We start from the raw sequence: 17,985 nt of genomic DNA, 5'->3' as shown, positions 1-17,985 counted from the left end.
TACAAACCGCGTAAGTATTGGCTTTATTATCATCAAAGTGGGTGATTTTAGTGCCGTATCATTCTCACTTTCTATATTGATGTTTAATGTTACTAATGCTTTTTATTATGATTAGTTCGTTGAAATTAACTCTTTAATATTTGTTTTTTGCTAATATTAGCCTATGAACAACTAACAACGCCTATTTATGCAAAAAAATAACTTTCGAAGCTATCGCAATATTACTCCTATATTAGGCAGTAATGTTTATGTTGATCAAACAGCCGTTTTAGTTGGCGACATAACTCTTGGGGATGATACCAGTATTTGGCCTCTAGTGGCTGCTCGAGGTGATGTAAATAAAATCACTATTGGCAAACGAACCAATGTGCAAGACGGCACTGTGCTACATGTCACAAGAAAAAGTAGTAATAACCCTGAGGGCAACCCATTAGTTATTGGTGATGATGTTACCGTTGGCCATAAATGCATGTTACATGGCTGCTCACTAGGAAACAGAATTTTGGTTGGCATGGGCGCTATTATTATGGATGGCGCAATTGTTGAAGACGACGTATTTATTGGCGCGGGTAGTTTAGTGCCACCTAACAAGGTTCTAAAAAGTGGCTATTTATATGTTGGCAATCCGGTAAAACAAGCAAGAGAGCTAAAAGAAAGTGAAGCTAAGTTTCTTAAGCAATCGGCAATAAATTATGTTGAATTGAAAGAAGAGTATTTAGCAGAAAATAGTTAGTTAATAAGCTACCGCATGTTGATATGTATTTCATTCCCCTCTGGTTCATTTTTTTCGAGCCAGAGTTCGGTTACTTCCTCCAAGTCATACTTTAGGCAATTATCTATCGATGCCAATTGCTTTAATTGCATCGAATGAAAGTATATTGTAATTTTCTGCCCTGAGAGTTGCCCAGTGAAAGACCAAGCATCGTGGTGCTTATCAAAGTGTAAATCATCATTAAACAGAATTGCTTGGTTCATTTTTATTCACCTCTTATACCGACTAAAATCTACTGGTTTAAATCAGCTCGCAAAGCGCCTAACACTGGCTCAACATCTGGTAAAACACCCCGCCACAAATTAAAGCTTTCTGCCGCCTGCCCTACCAACATGCCTAAACCATCAATAACATGTTCAACAGCTAAATATTTTGCCTGCTTTAGAAAAGCTGTTAGTTCTTTGCCATAAACCATATCATAACAGGTATGAGCACTTGCTATTGTTTGATCAGCAATTGGTAAGCTTGCACCAGAAAGCCCAGCCGAAGTTGCATTGATAATAACATCAAAGGCAAGCTGTTCAGTGTCTTCAAACGTTATAGCACTTACGCTAGCTTTCGAATATTGATTGGCAATAGCTTGAGCTTTACTCAATGTTCTATTCGCAATGGTTAAAGATTGTGGAGATTGCTCTAGAATTGCTTGCACTACACCTTTAGCAGCACCACCAGCGCCGAGTAATAATATGTTGCTGTTTTGCAATTTCACTTGATGTCTAAGCAGATCATTCACTAAACCTAAACCATCTGTGGTATCGCCATAAACTTTGCCGTTAGTAAAAATTAACGTATTAACTGCTCCGGCTAATTCAGCTCTCCCACTCAGCTCATCACACAAAGCAAATGCTTGCTCTTTAAACGGCGCAGTAACATTGGCACCTTTACCGTTATTAGCGATTAACTCTTGTACCGCTAAAGCAAATTTATCTAATTCAACCAACTCACTTTGGTAATTCATTAATTGTTTTGTTTGCAAAGCAAACTGTTGGTGAATAAAGGGAGATTTTGATTGGGAAATGGGGTTACCAAAAACGCGAAATTGATCCATGAGGTTACTGGCTAGAATGTTTAATAGTAGACTAACCTAGTTGTTGGAAGATGAAAACCAAAAAGCAGTAATTGAATTACTGCTTTTTTATATCAATTATATCTGGTTAATAATTTAATTAAAATTTATAACCTAGCATTAAAGAGTAAACCATAGGGTCAACATTCACTTCTGCTTTACCAATATTATTTCCGGCAACATCAAACGTGGCATCAGAGTCAATATCGATATAGCGAATAGAAGCATTTAATGACCACTTTTCATCTAAATGATAATCAGCACCAATTTGTGCAGATAAGCCAAATGAGCCATCTAGTTCTAAGTTGCTTAAACCTAAACTTTTCGGCGCAGCAGCAAATTCCTCATCAAAGAAAACTGTATAGTTAATACCAACGCCAACATAAGGCTTAAATGCTGAGTTGGTATCAAAGTAATATAATGCACTTAGTGTTGGTGGTAAGTGTGAAACTTCACCTAAGTTTGCGCCGTCAACACCTAACACGGCGTTTTTATCTTGAATTGTAACGTCATGAGTAAATGGCGTTGCAGCTAAAAGCTCTACGGCCCAGTTGCTATCGTAGAAGTATACAAAGTTCAAACCTAACTGCGTGTTGTCATCAACGGTTAATGTCATTGTTGAGTCAGCACCCGCTAACATAATGTTAGATTTATCACTATCCGGAGTAATATTCGTTGCACCGCCTCGAACAATAAAGTCGCCAGCCTGGTTAGCTAAAGCAAGTGGAGATAATGTAAGAGCGGAAAGAATTAATCCATTAATTACTGATGTTTTCATGAGGCATTACCTTTTGTTAAATATAAAAAATATTAGATTTGTTCAATGGGGTAATTTTACGCCTGCTAAATAGTAGAGTAATTGATCTAGCGCAAGGTTTGTAAGAAACCGTAAAATAATTGTGGTTTTATATTAATGGCGAAGTTAAAAGCTTCTATTTTGTGATTAAACGCACAAAAAGCATATATTTAAATTTTCAAAAACATACTGCAGTGTGCGTTATTAGGATTTTGCTAGATTTATGATAACCAATCTTGTGGTAGTAGGTAGTTCTGTAGCTTTTCTTCGTCACTACCTACTTCAGCTTGAAAATTATATTCCCAACGTGCCAAAGGCGGCATCGACATTAATATTGATTCGGTTCTTCCGCCTGACTGCAAGCCAAACAAGGTACCACGATCAAAGACTAAATTAAATTCAACGTAACGACCGCGACGATATAACTGAAATTGACGATGCTCATCAGTAAATGGTGTGTCTTTACGTTTCTCAATTAACGGAACATAAGCATCAATAAAGCCTTCTCCTACAGCCTGCATATATTTGAAGCATTTACCAAACTCCCATTTATTAAGATCATCAAAAAACAAACCACCAACACCGCGCGTTTCATTTCTATGCTTTAAATAGAAATACTCATCACACCACGCTTTGTGCGCTGGATAAATATCATCACCAAATGGTTGGCAAATATCTTTTGCCGTTTGATGCCAATGCACAACGTCTTCTTTAAACGGGTAAAATGGTGTTAAATCGAAACCACCACCAAACCACCATACGGGTGCTTCGCCTTCTTTTTCCGCAATAAAAAAGCGAACATTGGCATGCGAAGTTGGAATAAAGGGATTTTTAGGGTGAATAACTAACGACACACCACATGCCTGCCATTTTCGGCCTGCCAGTTCCGGTCGATGTGCAGTCGCCGATGGCGGTAACTTATCACCAGAAACAACAGAAAAATTAACCCCACCTTGCTCTATTACATTGCCGTTTGTTAATACACGTGTTCTGCCGCCACCACCTTCGGCGCGCTGCCAATTATCTTCAACAAACTTGCCACTTCCATCTGCAGCTTCTAGGGCTGAACAAATTTGATCTTGCAATGATTTTAAAAATTCAATAACAACATTAATATCTATAGTACTCATGAGCGAATTACTTCCCCTGATAATGCATCAATAATAGTAGAAGGCTGTTCAAAGCCTAAGGTTTTACCTTTAATAATAAAGTCGATTTTATCAGACAATTCGCTAGGTATGCTCTGCCAGGTTTTAGCAGGCTCGTGACCACTTAAGTTGGCACTAGTAGAAACAATAGGCTTGTTAGTGGCTTTACATAAAGCAACCACATCAGGCTGGCTGGTTATACGCACAGCAATGGAATCAAATTTTCCTGATAATAGAGGTGATAACTGTGGCGCTTTTGCCACTACTTGAGTTATGCCATCAGGCCAACGAGATAAAACCTCAATGCGCTTTTCTTGCGGAATTTTACTATCGTCAATATAAGGTAATAATTGCGAGTAATTTCCCGCCAGCAAAATTAAGCCTTTGTCTGCAGGACGATTCTTTAGAGCGAGAAGCTTTTCTATCGCTTCACTATTATCAGGGTCACATCCTAAACCAAACACGGCTTCGGTCGGGTAAGCGATAATGCCACCTTGCTGGAATGTTTCTAACGCTGTTGTCATTGGGTTTTATTTCGTCGATTAGTAAAAGTAACTTATCGGTGATTATACGTTTTTTTAACTTTACTGCATTTTAATTTCCACTAAAGAACAACCTATCTTGTATATTTACAAAAAGGACTTTAAAGTTACTTTTAATTACTATCTAAGGTATTGTTAACAATATAAAACCATGGAATAGTTATTGGACACATTTTTGCTGAGTCCCCCATTATAGGCCTTTCAACAATATCTAATAACTAACTTAAATTAACGGAATAAAATATAATGAAGATACTACAAAGCCTATTACTATTTTTTACCTTACTATTTTTTAATTTTCCCATAAAAGCAAACAACTGGGACACTCTTTTTGATTACTCTCAATACCAGAATGCCAAAATATCTCCGGATGGAAAACACTTAGCTGTTCAGGCTCTTCATGAAAATAAATCCGTTTTATTATTCTTTGACCGCATAACAATGAAAGCCGTAGGCTCACTTAATATGGGTGGGAACTACGAAGTAGGTGATTATAGTTGGGTAAATAATGAAAGGGTTGTATCACGAATAGTTAAGCGGGAACCTTGGCTTGAAGTGCCACAATTTTACGGTGAATTATTTGCAGTTAACCTTGATGGTACTAAAAGAAAGCTTATCTATGGCTATCAATCAGGTGAAATGCAAACAGGTAGTGCAATTAAAAAGCAGAAGTCAACTTTTGGTTGGGGAGATATTATCGATATCTTACCGGAAGATGAAAAGCATATTTTAATTAGCTCAACCCCCATGAGTACAACAGGAGAAAGACTGGCCTCGGCACTGTTACTTAACGTATACACAGGTATTATTAAAAAGAAGGTACTTAAATCGCCAGTCCCTTTTGCAACATTTTTAACGGATACAAATGGTTCTATCAAAGCTGTTATGGGGAAAAGTCGAGATAATAAAAATAAAGTTTATTTGAGAAAAGAAAGGCAATGGCAAGAAGTCACCGAAAATATAATGGGGAATTCGGTAAAGCTAGTTTCAATTAATAAATCTGGAAAATATTTATATACTCTAGATAATAAAAATCAAGATATAACAGGCCTTTTCAAATTAAATTTAGAAGACTATTCATATAAAAAAGTTTATACCGATAAGAGTGTCGACATTACCGACATCGAATTAACAACGGATAAACGCTCCGCTTTTGCATTACGTATCGATGATGGCTACCCTGCCTACTTAATACTAAATAAGAGCGTGGAAGAAGCCGCAATATTTAAAAGCTTACTTAGTACATTTCCTTACAGTTCAATAAATATAACCAGTAGGACAGATGACGGACTATTTTATATCGTGTATGTTTCTTCAGATGTTGATCCTGGAAGCCTATACCTTTTTGATAATAAAAATAAAACCATTTCGTTACTATTTAGGTTCAAGTCAAAAACTAATACTAACGACCTAATGAAGACTGAGCCCATTCAGCTGTCAGCAAAGGATGGAACCAAAATTAATGGTTATTTTACTCCCGCAAAAAGCTTTAAGAAAGGAGCTCCAGCACCAGTAGTAATTTTAGTGCATGGTGGTCCTCACGGTGTTCGAGATTACTGGGGTTATTCATCTCAAAAGCAATACTTAGCTCTCAATGGTTATTCTGTATTGCAAGTTAACTACCGTGGATCAGGTGGATATGGACGAAACTTCGAGATATCTGGGCATAAAGCGTGGGGAACCTTAATACAACAAGATATTTATGATTCATACCAATGGCTGGTAAAACAAGGTAAAGCTAGCCCGAACAATGCTTGTATTATGGGTACAAGTTTTGGCGCATATTCAGCTATTCAGAGTGCAGCGATTTACCCTAGCACCTATAATTGCGCGATTGCAAACGCAGGGGTATATGACTTAGCGCTAATTCATGAGGAAAATAATAGTCGTGCTGTAGCAAGTTTCTGGAAAGACGTGTTAGGAACTGATACAGAACAGTTAAGAAAATCATCTCCGGTTTATTATGCCGATAAAATAAAAATTCCATTGTTATTAGCTCATGGCGAAAATGATAAAATTGCGCCAATGGAACATGTTGAGCGATTACAAACGGCCTTAGACAAAGCTAACAAACCTTACCAATGGTATGTTGTTGATAAAGAAGGCCATGGTTTCTATAAACCTGAAAATCAAAAAGCATATATGAGAAAGGTATTAAGCTTTTTAGATCAACATCTAAAACAACCAACAAAAACGTAATGTGTGAAATATAAAAAGGCTAACACTTGTTAGCCTTTTTATTCTAAGGTGGTAATTCTATCTAATCTTCAAATAATTCCTTAATCTTTTGGCGCAGTACAAACTTTTGCACTTTACCTGTCGATGTTTTCGGTAACTCACTAAAGACAATGGTTTTAGGGACTTTAAAGCCAGCCATATGTTCTCGACAATGCTGAATAATATCTTGCTCAGTTAAGGTTTGACCGCGTTTTAAGCCAACAAAAGCACAAGGGGTTTCGCCCCATTTTTCATCTTTTTTTGCCACTACGGCAGCTTCTAAAATAGCAGGATGTTTATACAACACCCCTTCCACTTCCACTGATGAAATATTTTCACCACCGGAAATAATGATATCTTTTGAGCGATCACGTATTTCGATATAACCGTCTGGGTGTTTCACCGCTAAATCACCAGAATGGAACCAACCATGTGCAAAGGCTTCATAGGTGGCTTTCTCATTTTTCAAATAGCCCTTCATGGTGGTATTACCGCGAAACATGATTTCACCAATAGTTTCGCCATCGGCTCGCACCGGCTCCATAGTGTCAGGGTTAAGCACATCAACTTCTTCTTGTGTCGGATAACGGACACCTTGGCGTGCTTTTAACGCAGCCCTTTCATCATCACTTTTATCATTCCATTCATCTTTCCATTCACTCACCACGCAAGGTCCATAAACTTCGGTTAAACCATAGCTTTGCGTTATTTCAATACCTAGACTTTCAATGCCCTTAATGACGGCGGCTGGTGGTGGCGCACCAGCGGTCATCGCTTTGATATTTTTAGGTAGTTGATTTAGTAACTCTTGATCAGCATTAAGGATCATATTAAGCACAATTGGCGCACCACAAAAATGGCTGACCTTGTTTTCAATCATGGAATTAACAATAGCCCCTACTTCCACTTGCCTTAAACAAACTTGCGTACCGCCCACCGCAACAATTGTCCAAGGGAAGCACCAACCATTGCAATGAAACAAAGGTAGTGTCCATAAATAAACCGTTTTATTATCCGTCGGCCAAATGAAGTTATGGCCAATGGCATTAAGATAAGCACCACGATGCGAATACACCACACCTTTTGGGTTACCGGTAGTGCCAGACGTATAGTTAAGTGCTAACGCCTGCCATTCGTCATGAACTAAAGAGCCTTCAAAGTTTTCATTACCTTGGTTTAGCAGTTCTTGATATTCAATAATTCCTAAACGTTCACCACCTGGGCCTTCAACATCATCAATATCAATCACCAAAGGCTTTCGCTTAGATAATGCCAATGCTTGCTTAATAACACCTGAAAATGCCGTGTCAGTTAGCAGCACATCACATTCACCGTGATCTAAAATAAAGGCAATGTTCTCAGCATCAAGGCGAATGTTGATGGCATTGAGTACGGCACCGGTTAGCGGCACACCATAATGAGCATCGAGAAATGCGGGAATATTCGCTGCCATTATGCTTACTGTTTGTCCGGGTTTTACCCCCTGATTAATAAGACCTGACGCTAAACGACGAACATTTTTACGATATTCATCATAAGTGAACTTTTGCTTACCATGAATAATAGCGGTTTTGTTAGGATAAACATCGGCAGTGCGATTTAAGAAATTTATCGGTGTAAGTGGCTGGCTATTAGCGGCGACTTTGTCTAAGCCTTGATCATAATTATTGTTCATCATCTTTCCTCATTGTAACAATGGGGTTGCTGGCTTATATAATTATAGAATTGCCTCCCCTTTATGCATATTGTCAGTGTACATATTTTAAATTTTTAACCTATGCGTCTTTAGTCTAGGATCGACTAAAGTATAAACAGACTGATTCGATGAATTTTCAAACAACTTGTTCAGAGAATATTTCCGTATTGAAGCAAACCTAGGTATAATGCGCGGCTTATTTTTTGAGGTAAAAAGCCTCTGATTTAGTAACTAATTATTAAGGTGAAAAATGATGAAAGTGGGTATTATCATGGGGTCAAAATCAGATTGGCCAACAATGAAGCATGCTACCGATATGTTAGATTTACTTAATGTTGCTTATGAAACAAAAGTTGTTTCAGCCCACAGAACGCCTCACTTATTAGCAGAATATGCTGAAGGTGCAAAAGATCGTGGCATCAAGGTGATTATTGCTGGTGCTGGCGGTGCTGCACATTTACCGGGCATGACAGCTGCATTCACACCATTACCTGTATTAGGTGTACCCGTTCAATCAAAAGCATTGAGTGGTCAAGACTCGCTACTTTCCATTGTACAAATGCCAAAAGGTATTGCCGTGGGAACATTAGCTATTGGTACTGCTGGTGCCGCCAACGCTGGCTTACTAGCAGCGCAAATTTTGGCAACACACGATCAGTCAATTATGGCTAACATTGAGAAATTTAGAGCAGAACAAACGGAAAATATTTTAAATAACCCTAACCCAGCAGAGTAGGTGTAAATATTTCATGAAGAAAGTATTGGTATTAGGTGCAGGTCAACTCGCACGCATGATGGATTTAGCAGGTTCACCGTTAAATTTAGATGTTAAGGCATTTGATGTACGCACAAATAAGGTTGTTCACCCGATTACTCCAGAACATACCTATGGTGATTTAACCCAAGGCATTGCTAATGCTGACGTTATTACCGCAGAGTTTGAACATGTTGCACATGATACGCTTGCTCAATGCCAAGCTTCAGGTAAATTATTACCAAGCAGCCAAGCAATTAAAATTGGCGGTGACCGTCGGTTAGAAAAAGCACTGCTTGAATCAACTAATGTCACTAATGCTAAACATGTCATCATTGAATCTAAGGCCGATTTTGATCACGCCTTAACCAAGCTAAACTTACCCATTATTTTCAAAAGCGCACTTGAAGGTTATGACGGAAAAGGTCAATGGCGTATGAAGTCTGCCGAGCAAGCAGACGAAATTTGGCAAGAAATGTCGGCATTTATTGCTGCGGCAACTTCTTCTGTGCCACAAGGCATTGTTGCCGAGCAAATGGTGCAGTTCGATAGAGAAGTATCACTTGTTGGTGCTCGTAATACTCAAGGAGAGATTGCGGTTTACCCACTAACTGAAAATCATCATACCAATGGTGTATTAACTGTTTCTGTTGCCGCACCAATTAATGAAGCTTTGCAAAAACAAGCAAGTGAAGCATTTACAAAACTAGCTGAAGAGTTGAATTATGTTGGCATACTTGCCATTGAATTTTTCCAAGTTGGTGAGCAATTACTGGTCAATGAAATCGCACCGCGCGTTCATAATTCAGGTCATTGGACACAACAAGGCGCAGACACTTGCCAGTTTGAGAATCACTTACGGGCAATTTGTGGCTTACCACTGGGTAGTACACAATTGATTCGCCCTACCGCTATGGTAAACATTTTAGGTGAAGACACAGTTCCTTTAGAGGCATTGGCAATTCCAAGTTTACGTTTTCATTGGTATAACAAAGAAACACGTGCCGGTAGAAAAATGGGCCATATAAATGTTAGTGGTGATACCGAATTGGAGCTGGCTCAACGTTTAAGCCAATTGGCTGAGCTATTAAATGCGCAAGCATTTCCAGATTTAGCAGACTTTACTGCGAAATATTTAGCAAAAGTTAGCACATAACCGTAAAGTTTTTATTGGTTAATAAACAAAAAAGCGAGTTAGATACTCGCTTTTTTTATCATTGAAAATGGCCACATTTTTTTTGCGCACATTGGAGTTTTTCGCCAGCAGCCATATTTCGCTTCAACAATAAACCAAAATTACATTTTTGGCACTTGCCTGCAACTGGAGGATGATTGACCGCATATTTACATTTTGGATAGGCATTACAGGCATAAAAGCTTTTACCAAAACGGCTTTGTCTTTCTATGAGCTGCCCTTTCTGGCAACTAGGACAAGTTATATCATGATTTGCTTTTACTTCTTCATGTTCAATATGGTGGCATTCTGGGTAATTAGTACAGCCAATAAACATGCCATATCGCCCTTGCTTAACCGCTAGCTCCTTGCCACATTCTGGGCATTCACTGCCCGCCAAAACTTTATCTTCAACACGTTCGTGCTCAACAACGGGTCGGGTATATTGGCAATTAGGATAGTTAACACAACCAAAAAAGGCACCTGACTTACCACGCTTTATTGCTAACTCTGCGCCACATTCAGGGCAAACTTCATATTCCTTTTCTAAGGCATGCTCATGACGAGAAAATAACGGTTTTTCGGAGTTTGACATAGTAAATGCACCTAAAAAATTAGATGCATATTATGCCATATATTCGGAAAGATGATGTAGTGTAATTTTTCAGCAACTATTTCCAGTCACAGTAAAACTAATGCAAAGGCCCTTCTTGTTCATCAAATATTAAGTCTTCCATTTGAGAATAAGCACTTTCTTTACCGGGCACATTAAATAGCACCATAAGCACCACCCACTTTAAATCATCAATAGAAAAGAACTTAGTATCAATTTCCATCACGCGATCTATCACCATTTCACGCGTGGTAAAGTCGAGTAAATTAACTTGCTCTAAGAACATTAAAAAACCACGGCATTCAACATCCAGTACTTGGTTTTCCTCATCTGTATAAATACGAATTGATTGACTACCAACACGAGTTAAATAAGGGTACGTTTCTGTGTCTTGCAAGGCAGCAAGTTTTTCTAACCAAGTTAATGCTTTATAAATTTCATCTTGGTGAAATCCAGCACGGGTTAATTCATCAGTGAGAACGTCATGGTCTACCATTACCTCTGCTTCACTATGAATATAATTTTCAAAAAGGTACATCAAGATATCAAACATAACTAGCCCCTTCTATAATTTAAGGTAGCCTCCTGGCACCGCAGACACCAGACCTCTAAGCTCAAGCACTGTTAATCGGGTTAGCACTACATCTATGGGCAGTTTACTCCGAGAAACCACCATATCCACGGGGGTGATTTCATATCCCACACTAGCTAACATTGGATCGTTACACAAGTCCTGTTTTTCACTTTTTTCTGTTGAGTTATCTTTCTCTTTGTTTCTAGATAAGTTTAGACCATCTAGAGAAAAGTCTTCTAGCTCTTCCACTATATCGTCAATTTCTTCAACAAGTTTAGCCCCTTGCTTAATTAACCAATGACAACCCTTAGCTTGTTGATTATATATTGAGCTTGGTATCGAAAATACTTCTCGTCCCTGCTCTAATGCACATCGCGCAGTAATCAACGAGCCACTTTTAAGGGATGCCTCAACAACCAACACTCCTAAACTTAAACCACTAATAAGCCGGTTACGCTTTGGAAAGTGCCCCGGTTTAGGAACAACACCCGGTAAAAACTCACTAATAATAAGACCGTTGTTTTGTAGAATATCTTTTTGTAATTTTTTATGTCTTGCGGGATAAGTAATATCTAAGCCGGTTGCAACCACTGCTATGGTAAAGCCGTTTGCTTGTAACGCACCTTGATGAGCATAAGCATCTATTCCCAGCGCCAGGCCACTGGTCACAACGAAATATTGGCTAAGCTCTCCTGCAAGCTTCGATGCTATTTCTCGCCCTGCAACACTGGCATTACGACTGCCAATAATGGCGATTTGCGGCTGAGATAATAACTCTATATTGCCACGAGCGAAAAAAATCAGCGGCGGATCATAAATTTCTTTCAGTAACTTGGGATATTCAGCAGCATCATAATGAATAATAGAACTATGACAAAGAGCGCTATCACTAATGATTTTATTGATCCGTTGCCAGTTAGGGTTTTGTATTGCGGCCAGCTGAGGCCTAGTTAAGCTTGATTGTGATAAATCACTATGCCCGTCAAACAAAGCTTCTAAGCCGAACATTTCAACTAGTGCAAGCTTTTTAGGGGCGGCTAGCCGTGGAATAAATTTCACGGCTAGCCAATAATGGACGGGGGTTAATTCACTTTCGACATTACTTTTGGCCACTTGCTTCTCCTTAAGAGTGGCTTATACCTTACGGCGCAGCAACTCCGTCAAGCACGCGTAGCGGCTTTTCAGAGCTAAGAATTAGCGCCATACTGACTTTGTCATAAACTTTAAAAACCATCACTTGCCCTATTGGCTCTTCCGGCATGTCGTAGTCTGAATTTTCAGCATTGGCCATGCGGTTCCAACGCGAGGTATCACTGGTATATTGTGGGCCACTCTCGGTTTCAACTACCGGTGGACTTTTACGACTTACCGTTAAAACATCGCCTGTTCGCACATTTTGGTCATTGCCTCGATTAATCATCACTACATCAAGTTTTGCAAACTCTCTTAATTCAATAGAGGAGCCGACAATCAAGCCATTTGTTGTATTTCCAGCACGCATAGTAAAAATAGAGGGATATTGTTGGTCGGTATTAACAGGAATAACATAAGCACCTGAACGAATTTCTCGTACCGCACTCTCAAGATATATAGTGCTAGGCTGTTTTTGGCTGATATCGCCACTTTGCGTCGCTTTACCTGTACCAACAAGTTTTACATTATATCCTAGCGTTTCTGAACTTTCTGGATCAACAATCGCTGTACCTTTATGGTAAATACCATAACTTTGCCCGACAACCAGATCGCTGTTTACATAAACTTTAAAGCCATCAAGGCTCGACTTATAGCCTTCATCACTACCAATTATATACGGTAATAGCGCCAACTCTTCCTCACTCTTAACACTTTCATAATGAATAAATGGAGCAATAACTTGTAATGGTATGGTGCTGACTGGATTTTGGTCTTTTAATTGTTTACGAATTTTTGGCGACCATTTTAATTCAGGTTTGCCTTTAACTAACATTGGCTGACCTTGCTCGTCGAAAACCAAACGCAGTTCATCACCCGGATAAATTAAATGCGGGTTATTTATATCAGGGTTTAAACGCCATAATTTAGGCCACAACCAAGGTTGTTTAAGAAAAATACCCGAAATATCCCATAGGGTATCCCCTTTCTTTACGATGTAAGTTTTCGGGGCGTTAGGATTCAACGTAAGTTCATCAGCCAACAATGCTAATGACATTGTCAGGCCAAGTATCAGTGAAATTGTTCTTATTAGCATGTTAATCTGCCTATTCTTATAGGTTTTATTCTAAACCACTATGATTAATTTTAATTAATGGCTAAAATTGAAACATAACACTCTATGCGACATTTCGCGAATCCTTTTGAAAAATTATGGCTATTTTACCTGTATTACGATTTCCAGATGAGAGATTAAGAACAAAAGCAAAACCCGTTACTGAAGTGAATGATGAAATTCGCACTATTATCAGTAACATGTTTGAAACTATGTATGCCGAAAATGGCGTTGGTTTAGCGGCAACACAAGTCGATATTCACCAACGAATTGTGGTTATTGACGTTTCTGAGAATAAAGAACATCCGTATGTATTAATTAATCCTGAAATTATTCGCAAGAGTGATGACACCTTAGTTAATGAGGAAGGCTGTTTATCCGTTCCTGGTTGTTACGCAAAAGTCGATCGTAGCGTTGATGTTACCGTTAAGGCACTTGATAAAAATGGCAAAGAGTTCACCTTAGATGGTGAAGAGTTACTGGCTATTTGTATTCAACACGAGCTTGATCACTTAAATGGTATTTTATTTGTTGATTACTTATCACCGCTTAAACGCCAGCGCATTAAAACTAAATTGGAAAAAGAAGCACGCTTAGATAAAGCCAACGCTTAAATATCCAAACACACTTTGACTAACTTGCATTCAGGGAACTCCTTTGTCCAACGCATTAGCTAAACCATTGAATATTATTTTTGCCGGAACACCCGACTTTGCCGCTCAGCACTTAGCGGCTTTACTGCAATCAGAGCACAATATTGTTGCGGTATATTGTCCTCCCGATAAACCCGCCGGCCGCGGTAAAAAGCTAACGGCTTGTGCAACAAAATTGCTGGCTTTGGAACACAACATTCCAGTAGAGCAACCTGAAAACTTTAAAGCATTAGAGTCACAGACAACATTAGCCAGTTACCAAGCCGATGTTATGGTGGTGGTTGCTTACGGTTTATTATTACCAACCGTGATATTAGAGACACCACGACTCGGTTGTATTAATGTGCATGGTTCAATCTTGCCTAAGTGGCGAGGAGCAGCTCCAATTCAGCGCGCTTTAGAAGCGGGAGATCCACAAACGGGCGTCACCATAATGCAAATGGATAAAGGCCTTGATACTGGTGATATGATACTAACCTCCACTTGTGATATTACTTTGCAAGATACTAGTGCCAGTTTATACGAAAAGCTGGCTAAGTTGGGTCCTGTTGCGCTATTAGATACGTTAGCAATAATGGCTAATGGCACATACACACGCGAACCACAAGATAATGAGCTAGCAACACATGCCGCAAAACTAGACAAAGCGGAAGCTGAACTAAATTGGCAATTACCCGCCGATATGCTTGAGCGAAAAATTAGAGCATATATTCCTTGGCCTGTGGCTCAGTTCACTTTTAACGAGAGCAACAAACAGCATCGCATACGCGTTTGGCAAGCAAGCGTAATGGAGATTGAACACAATCAGGCCCTAGGCAATATTATTAGCGCCGATAAACAAGGTATTGTCGTTGCCACTGCCGAAGGCGCCTTACGCTTGGAAGTTATCCAACTGCCAGGTAAAAAAGCCTTAGCGGTTGCCGATATTTTAAATGGCAAAGCTAATTGGTTTGCACCAGGTCTATCGATCAATGGACTTGATGATCAGATTGCTGCAACACAAGAGCAAAGCTAATTATGGCAGCAAACCTTAGAGCATTAGCAGCCCGTTGCACTTTTTCCGTGGTAGATAAAGGTCGAAGTTTAGCCGACGAACTACCACAACAAATAGCAAAAATAGACGCTAAAGATAAAGGCTTATTGCAAGAGCTTTGTTACGGTGTATTAAGACACTTACCTGAGCTTGAGCATGATGTAAGAGAATTCATTAAAAAACCATTAACCGGTAAACAGCGCGTTGGTCACTTTTTAATGTTAGTTGGCGTATATCAAATAAAATACACCCGCATTCCTGATCACGCCGCCTTTAATGAAACCGTCTCTGCATGTAAACCGTTAAAGTGTGACCACTTAAAAGGGTTGATCAATGGTGTATTAAGAAACTTCCAACGCCAACAGCAAGCATCAAATGATGATTCAGCAACTAACATTAGCGAATTACCTGATGCCATCGCCTTTAATCATCCATCATGGTTTATCAAAAAAATACAAAGTGCTTATCCTGAAAAATGGCAGCAAATTTTACACGCTAACATGCATCGCCCGCCAATGTGGCTGCGTGTTAACCAACTTCACCACAGCGTTGAAGAATATTTAACACTGTTAGCTGCGGAAAATATTGAACACTTACTCGTTGATAAGCAATCAGGTGCCATAAGGTTAACCGAAGCGATCGACGTTATGAAGTTACCAGGTTTTCAGCAAGGTTGGGTTTCAATACAAGATGGCGCAGCGCAACAAGCCGCACATTTACTTGATTGTCAGCCAGAAGATAATGTTCTAGATTGTTGTGCTGCACCCGGCGGCAAAACTTGTCATATTCTTGAATATAGTCCGAAAATAAAGGCAATGACGGCAATCGACATTGAAGCGTCTAGATTAGGGCGTGTGAATGAAAACTTACAACGCCTTAATCTGCAAGCCAATGTTATTGCGGCTGATGCAGCGACACCTGAGAAATGGTGGAATGGACAATTATTTGATCGAATATTGCTTGATGCACCATGCTCTGGCACAGGTGTCATACGTCGTCATCCAGATATAAAATGGTTACGAAAAAGCCAAGATATTGCGGTTTTAACTGACTTACAGCAAGATATATTAAAAAACATATGGTCTTTGCTAAAACCCGGTGGTACTTTGCTCTATGCAACATGTAGTATTTTACCGGAAGAAAACAGCCAACAAGTGCAGCAGTTTGTTGAGAAAAACAGTGATGCAGCGTTAATAGCCATTACCGAAGACGTCAGCGATATTGGCTGGCAAATTCTACCCAACGATGATTCGATGGATGGTTTTTATTATGCCAAACTCATTAAAAAACAATAAAATACCTAATAATAAAAGCAACTATAAATGAAAATAATAATTATTGGTGCCGGACAAGTTGGTGGCACGTTAGCGGAAAATCTCGTTGGCGAGCAAAATGACATCACTCTAATAGATACGAATAGTGAAACCCTGCGTGAATTACAAGATAAGATGGATTTGCAGGTAGTTACTGGCCAAGGCTCACATCCTGACGTACTAAAACAAGCCGGCGCTGAAGATGCCGAACTTGTTATTGCAGTAACCAGTGATGACGCAACTAACATGATCGCCTGCCAAATTTGTTATTCTTTATTTAATACAGCCAATAAAATTGCTCGAATTCGTTCTGGAAAAATTCTTAAGTATCAAAAAGAACTGTTTCAAAATAAAAATATTCCTGTCGATCACATTATCGCACCAGAACAATTGGTTACGCGCGATATTGCACGCTTAATTGATTACCCTGGCGCTCTACAAGTATTAGAATTTGCTAAAGGTAAAGTCAGCTTAGTGGCAGTCAAAGCGTACTATGGTGGTTTATTAGTAGGTCATGCCTTATCAACTTTACGAGAACATATTCCGAATATTGATACTCGGGTAGCGGCTATTTACCGTAACGGTAAGCCTATTCGTCCTTTGGGTACTACCGTTATTGAAGCCGACGATGAAGTATTCTTTATTGCCGCGACCATTCATATTCGCGCAGTAATGAACGAACTGCAAAAGCTAGAAGCACCCTATAAAAAAATAATGATTGCCGGCGGTGGTAATATCGGTGCAGGTTTAGCACGATTATTAGAAAAAAATCACCAAGTAAAATTGATTGAACATTCAGCTAAACGGGCGGCATATTTAGCGTCCGAGTTAAATGACACCCTAGTTTTTACCGGCGACTCTTCTGATCAAGAACTATTAATGGAAGAGCATATCGACCAATTTGATGTCTTTATTGCCGTAACCAATGATGATGAAGCCAATATCATGTCTTCGTTATTAGCAAAACGCTTAGGTGTGCGTAAAGCTATGGTACTGATCCAACGCAGCGCTTATATTGATTTAGTTCATGGCAGTAACATAGATATTGCGGTATCGCCACAACACGCCACCATTTCAGCGTTATTAACCCACGTGCGCCGCGGTAATATTGATAATGTTTATAGCTTGCGTGGTGGTGCTGCTGAAGCGATAGAAATAGTCGCTAAAGGCGATGAAAAATCATCAAAAGTGATCGGTAAAACTATCCAAGAAATTAAATTACCACCGGGCACAACCATTGGCGCTATCGTTCGTAATGAAGAAGTACTTATTGCGCATTCGAATACTAAGATTCAAGCAGAAGATCATGTGGTGCTATTTTTAGTCAATAAGCGCTATATCAATGACGTTGAGGCGTTATTCCAACTCGACCCACTGGCTTTCTTCTAA

General features: G+C 39.3%; 18 protein-coding genes. 8 read left to right on the top strand and 10 right to left on the bottom strand.

Annotation, left to right across the window (positions count from 1 at the left end; translation table 11 throughout):
- Positions 1-187: 187 nt before the first annotated feature.
- Positions 188-733, top strand: a complete 546-nt coding sequence (locus AC27JP_RS07075; RefSeq protein ID WP_487113386.1) for a gamma carbonic anhydrase family protein — start codon at positions 188-190, stop codon at positions 731-733.
- A gap of 8 nt (positions 734-741) precedes the next feature.
- Here the strand turns inward: AC27JP_RS07075 and AC27JP_RS07070 are convergent, their stop codons facing one another.
- From AC27JP_RS07070 to tsaC, 5 genes are all read right to left on the bottom strand, one after another.
- Positions 742-975: a hypothetical protein gene (locus AC27JP_RS07070; protein ID WP_487113384.1), complete on the bottom strand. Its 234-nt coding sequence runs from the start codon at positions 973-975 to the stop codon at positions 742-744.
- 29 nt (positions 976-1,004) lie between these two features.
- Positions 1,005-1,820, bottom strand: coding sequence for a shikimate dehydrogenase (gene aroE / locus AC27JP_RS07065; protein WP_487113382.1), 816 nt, complete (start codon positions 1,818-1,820; stop codon positions 1,005-1,007).
- Positions 1,821-1,938: 118 nt separating this feature from the next.
- Entirely contained in the window at positions 1,939-2,616 is a 678-nt protein-coding gene (locus AC27JP_RS07060; protein ID WP_487113380.1) for an OmpW/AlkL family protein, read from the bottom strand.
- 239 nt (positions 2,617-2,855) lie between these two features.
- A complete protein-coding gene (gene hemF, locus AC27JP_RS07055; RefSeq protein WP_487113378.1) occupies positions 2,856-3,764 on the bottom strand; it encodes an oxygen-dependent coproporphyrinogen oxidase in 909 nt (302 codons plus the stop codon).
- Complete coding sequence (tsaC, locus tag AC27JP_RS07050) at positions 3,761-4,306, bottom strand: L-threonylcarbamoyladenylate synthase type 1 TsaC (protein ID WP_487113376.1); 546 nt, start codon at positions 4,304-4,306, stop codon at positions 3,761-3,763. The genes hemF and tsaC overlap by 4 nt, the downstream gene beginning before the upstream one ends.
- Positions 4,307-4,570: 264 nt before the next feature.
- Between tsaC and AC27JP_RS07045 the strand changes: the two genes are divergently transcribed.
- A complete protein-coding gene (locus AC27JP_RS07045; protein ID WP_487113374.1) occupies positions 4,571-6,523 on the top strand; it encodes an alpha/beta hydrolase family protein in 1,953 nt (650 codons plus the stop codon).
- A 61-nt stretch (positions 6,524-6,584) separates the two neighbouring features.
- On the opposite strand, the gene AC27JP_RS07040 is transcribed toward AC27JP_RS07045, so the two are convergent.
- Positions 6,585-8,219, bottom strand: a complete 1,635-nt coding sequence (locus AC27JP_RS07040) for an acyl-CoA synthetase (RefSeq protein ID WP_487113372.1) — start codon at positions 8,217-8,219, stop codon at positions 6,585-6,587.
- Positions 8,220-8,490: 271 nt separating this feature from the next.
- Here AC27JP_RS07040 and purE point away from each other — a divergent pair, with 271 nt between their 5' ends.
- Together purE and AC27JP_RS07030 are read left to right on the top strand one after the other, a co-directional pair.
- A complete protein-coding gene (gene purE / locus AC27JP_RS07035) occupies positions 8,491-8,973 on the top strand; it encodes a 5-(carboxyamino)imidazole ribonucleotide mutase (RefSeq protein ID WP_487113503.1) in 483 nt (160 codons plus the stop codon).
- A 13-nt stretch (positions 8,974-8,986) separates the two neighbouring features.
- Positions 8,987-10,147 carry a 5-(carboxyamino)imidazole ribonucleotide synthase gene (locus tag AC27JP_RS07030; RefSeq protein WP_487113370.1) on the top strand — a complete coding sequence of 387 codons (1,161 nt, stop codon included), beginning with the start codon at positions 8,987-8,989 and terminating at the stop codon, positions 10,145-10,147.
- Positions 10,148-10,205: 58 nt separating this feature from the next.
- On the opposite strand, the gene AC27JP_RS07025 is transcribed toward AC27JP_RS07030, so the two are convergent.
- From AC27JP_RS07025 to AC27JP_RS07010, 4 genes are all read right to left on the bottom strand, one after another.
- Positions 10,206-10,760 carry a DNA topoisomerase family protein gene (locus tag AC27JP_RS07025; protein ID WP_487113368.1) on the bottom strand — a complete coding sequence of 185 codons (555 nt, stop codon included), beginning with the start codon at positions 10,758-10,760 and terminating at the stop codon, positions 10,206-10,208.
- A gap of 97 nt (positions 10,761-10,857) precedes the next feature.
- On the bottom strand, positions 10,858-11,331 hold the full coding sequence (locus AC27JP_RS07020) for a DUF494 family protein (protein WP_487113366.1): 474 nt from the start codon (positions 11,329-11,331) through the stop codon (positions 10,858-10,860).
- A 12-nt stretch (positions 11,332-11,343) separates the two neighbouring features.
- Positions 11,344-12,465: a DNA-processing protein DprA gene (gene dprA / locus AC27JP_RS07015; RefSeq protein WP_487113364.1), complete on the bottom strand. Its 1,122-nt coding sequence runs from the start codon at positions 12,463-12,465 to the stop codon at positions 11,344-11,346.
- 28 nt (positions 12,466-12,493) lie between these two features.
- Positions 12,494-13,579, bottom strand: coding sequence for a LysM peptidoglycan-binding domain-containing protein (locus tag AC27JP_RS07010; protein ID WP_487113362.1), 1,086 nt, complete (start codon positions 13,577-13,579; stop codon positions 12,494-12,496).
- A 116-nt stretch (positions 13,580-13,695) separates the two neighbouring features.
- Here AC27JP_RS07010 and def point away from each other — a divergent pair, with 116 nt between their 5' ends.
- Genes def through trkA form a run of 4 tightly spaced genes read left to right on the top strand, consistent with a single transcriptional unit; the run spans position 13,696 to position 17,985 of the window.
- Positions 13,696-14,211, top strand: coding sequence for a peptide deformylase (def, locus tag AC27JP_RS07005; protein ID WP_487113360.1), 516 nt, complete (start codon positions 13,696-13,698; stop codon positions 14,209-14,211).
- A gap of 43 nt (positions 14,212-14,254) precedes the next feature.
- Positions 14,255-15,265 carry a methionyl-tRNA formyltransferase gene (fmt, locus tag AC27JP_RS07000; RefSeq protein ID WP_487113358.1) on the top strand — a complete coding sequence of 337 codons (1,011 nt, stop codon included), beginning with the start codon at positions 14,255-14,257 and terminating at the stop codon, positions 15,263-15,265.
- A 2-nt stretch (positions 15,266-15,267) separates the two neighbouring features.
- Positions 15,268-16,578, top strand: a complete 1,311-nt coding sequence (gene rsmB, locus AC27JP_RS06995) for a 16S rRNA (cytosine(967)-C(5))-methyltransferase RsmB (protein ID WP_487113356.1) — start codon at positions 15,268-15,270, stop codon at positions 16,576-16,578.
- Positions 16,579-16,605: 27 nt separating this feature from the next.
- Positions 16,606-17,985, top strand: coding sequence for a Trk system potassium transporter TrkA (trkA, locus tag AC27JP_RS06990; protein WP_487113354.1), 1,380 nt, complete (start codon positions 16,606-16,608; stop codon positions 17,983-17,985).

This window comes from Colwellia sp. SU-HH01172 (genome assembly GCF_057553355.1).
The sequence above is the reverse complement of the archived record's forward strand: the minus strand, read 5'-3'. Positions and strand labels throughout refer to the sequence as shown.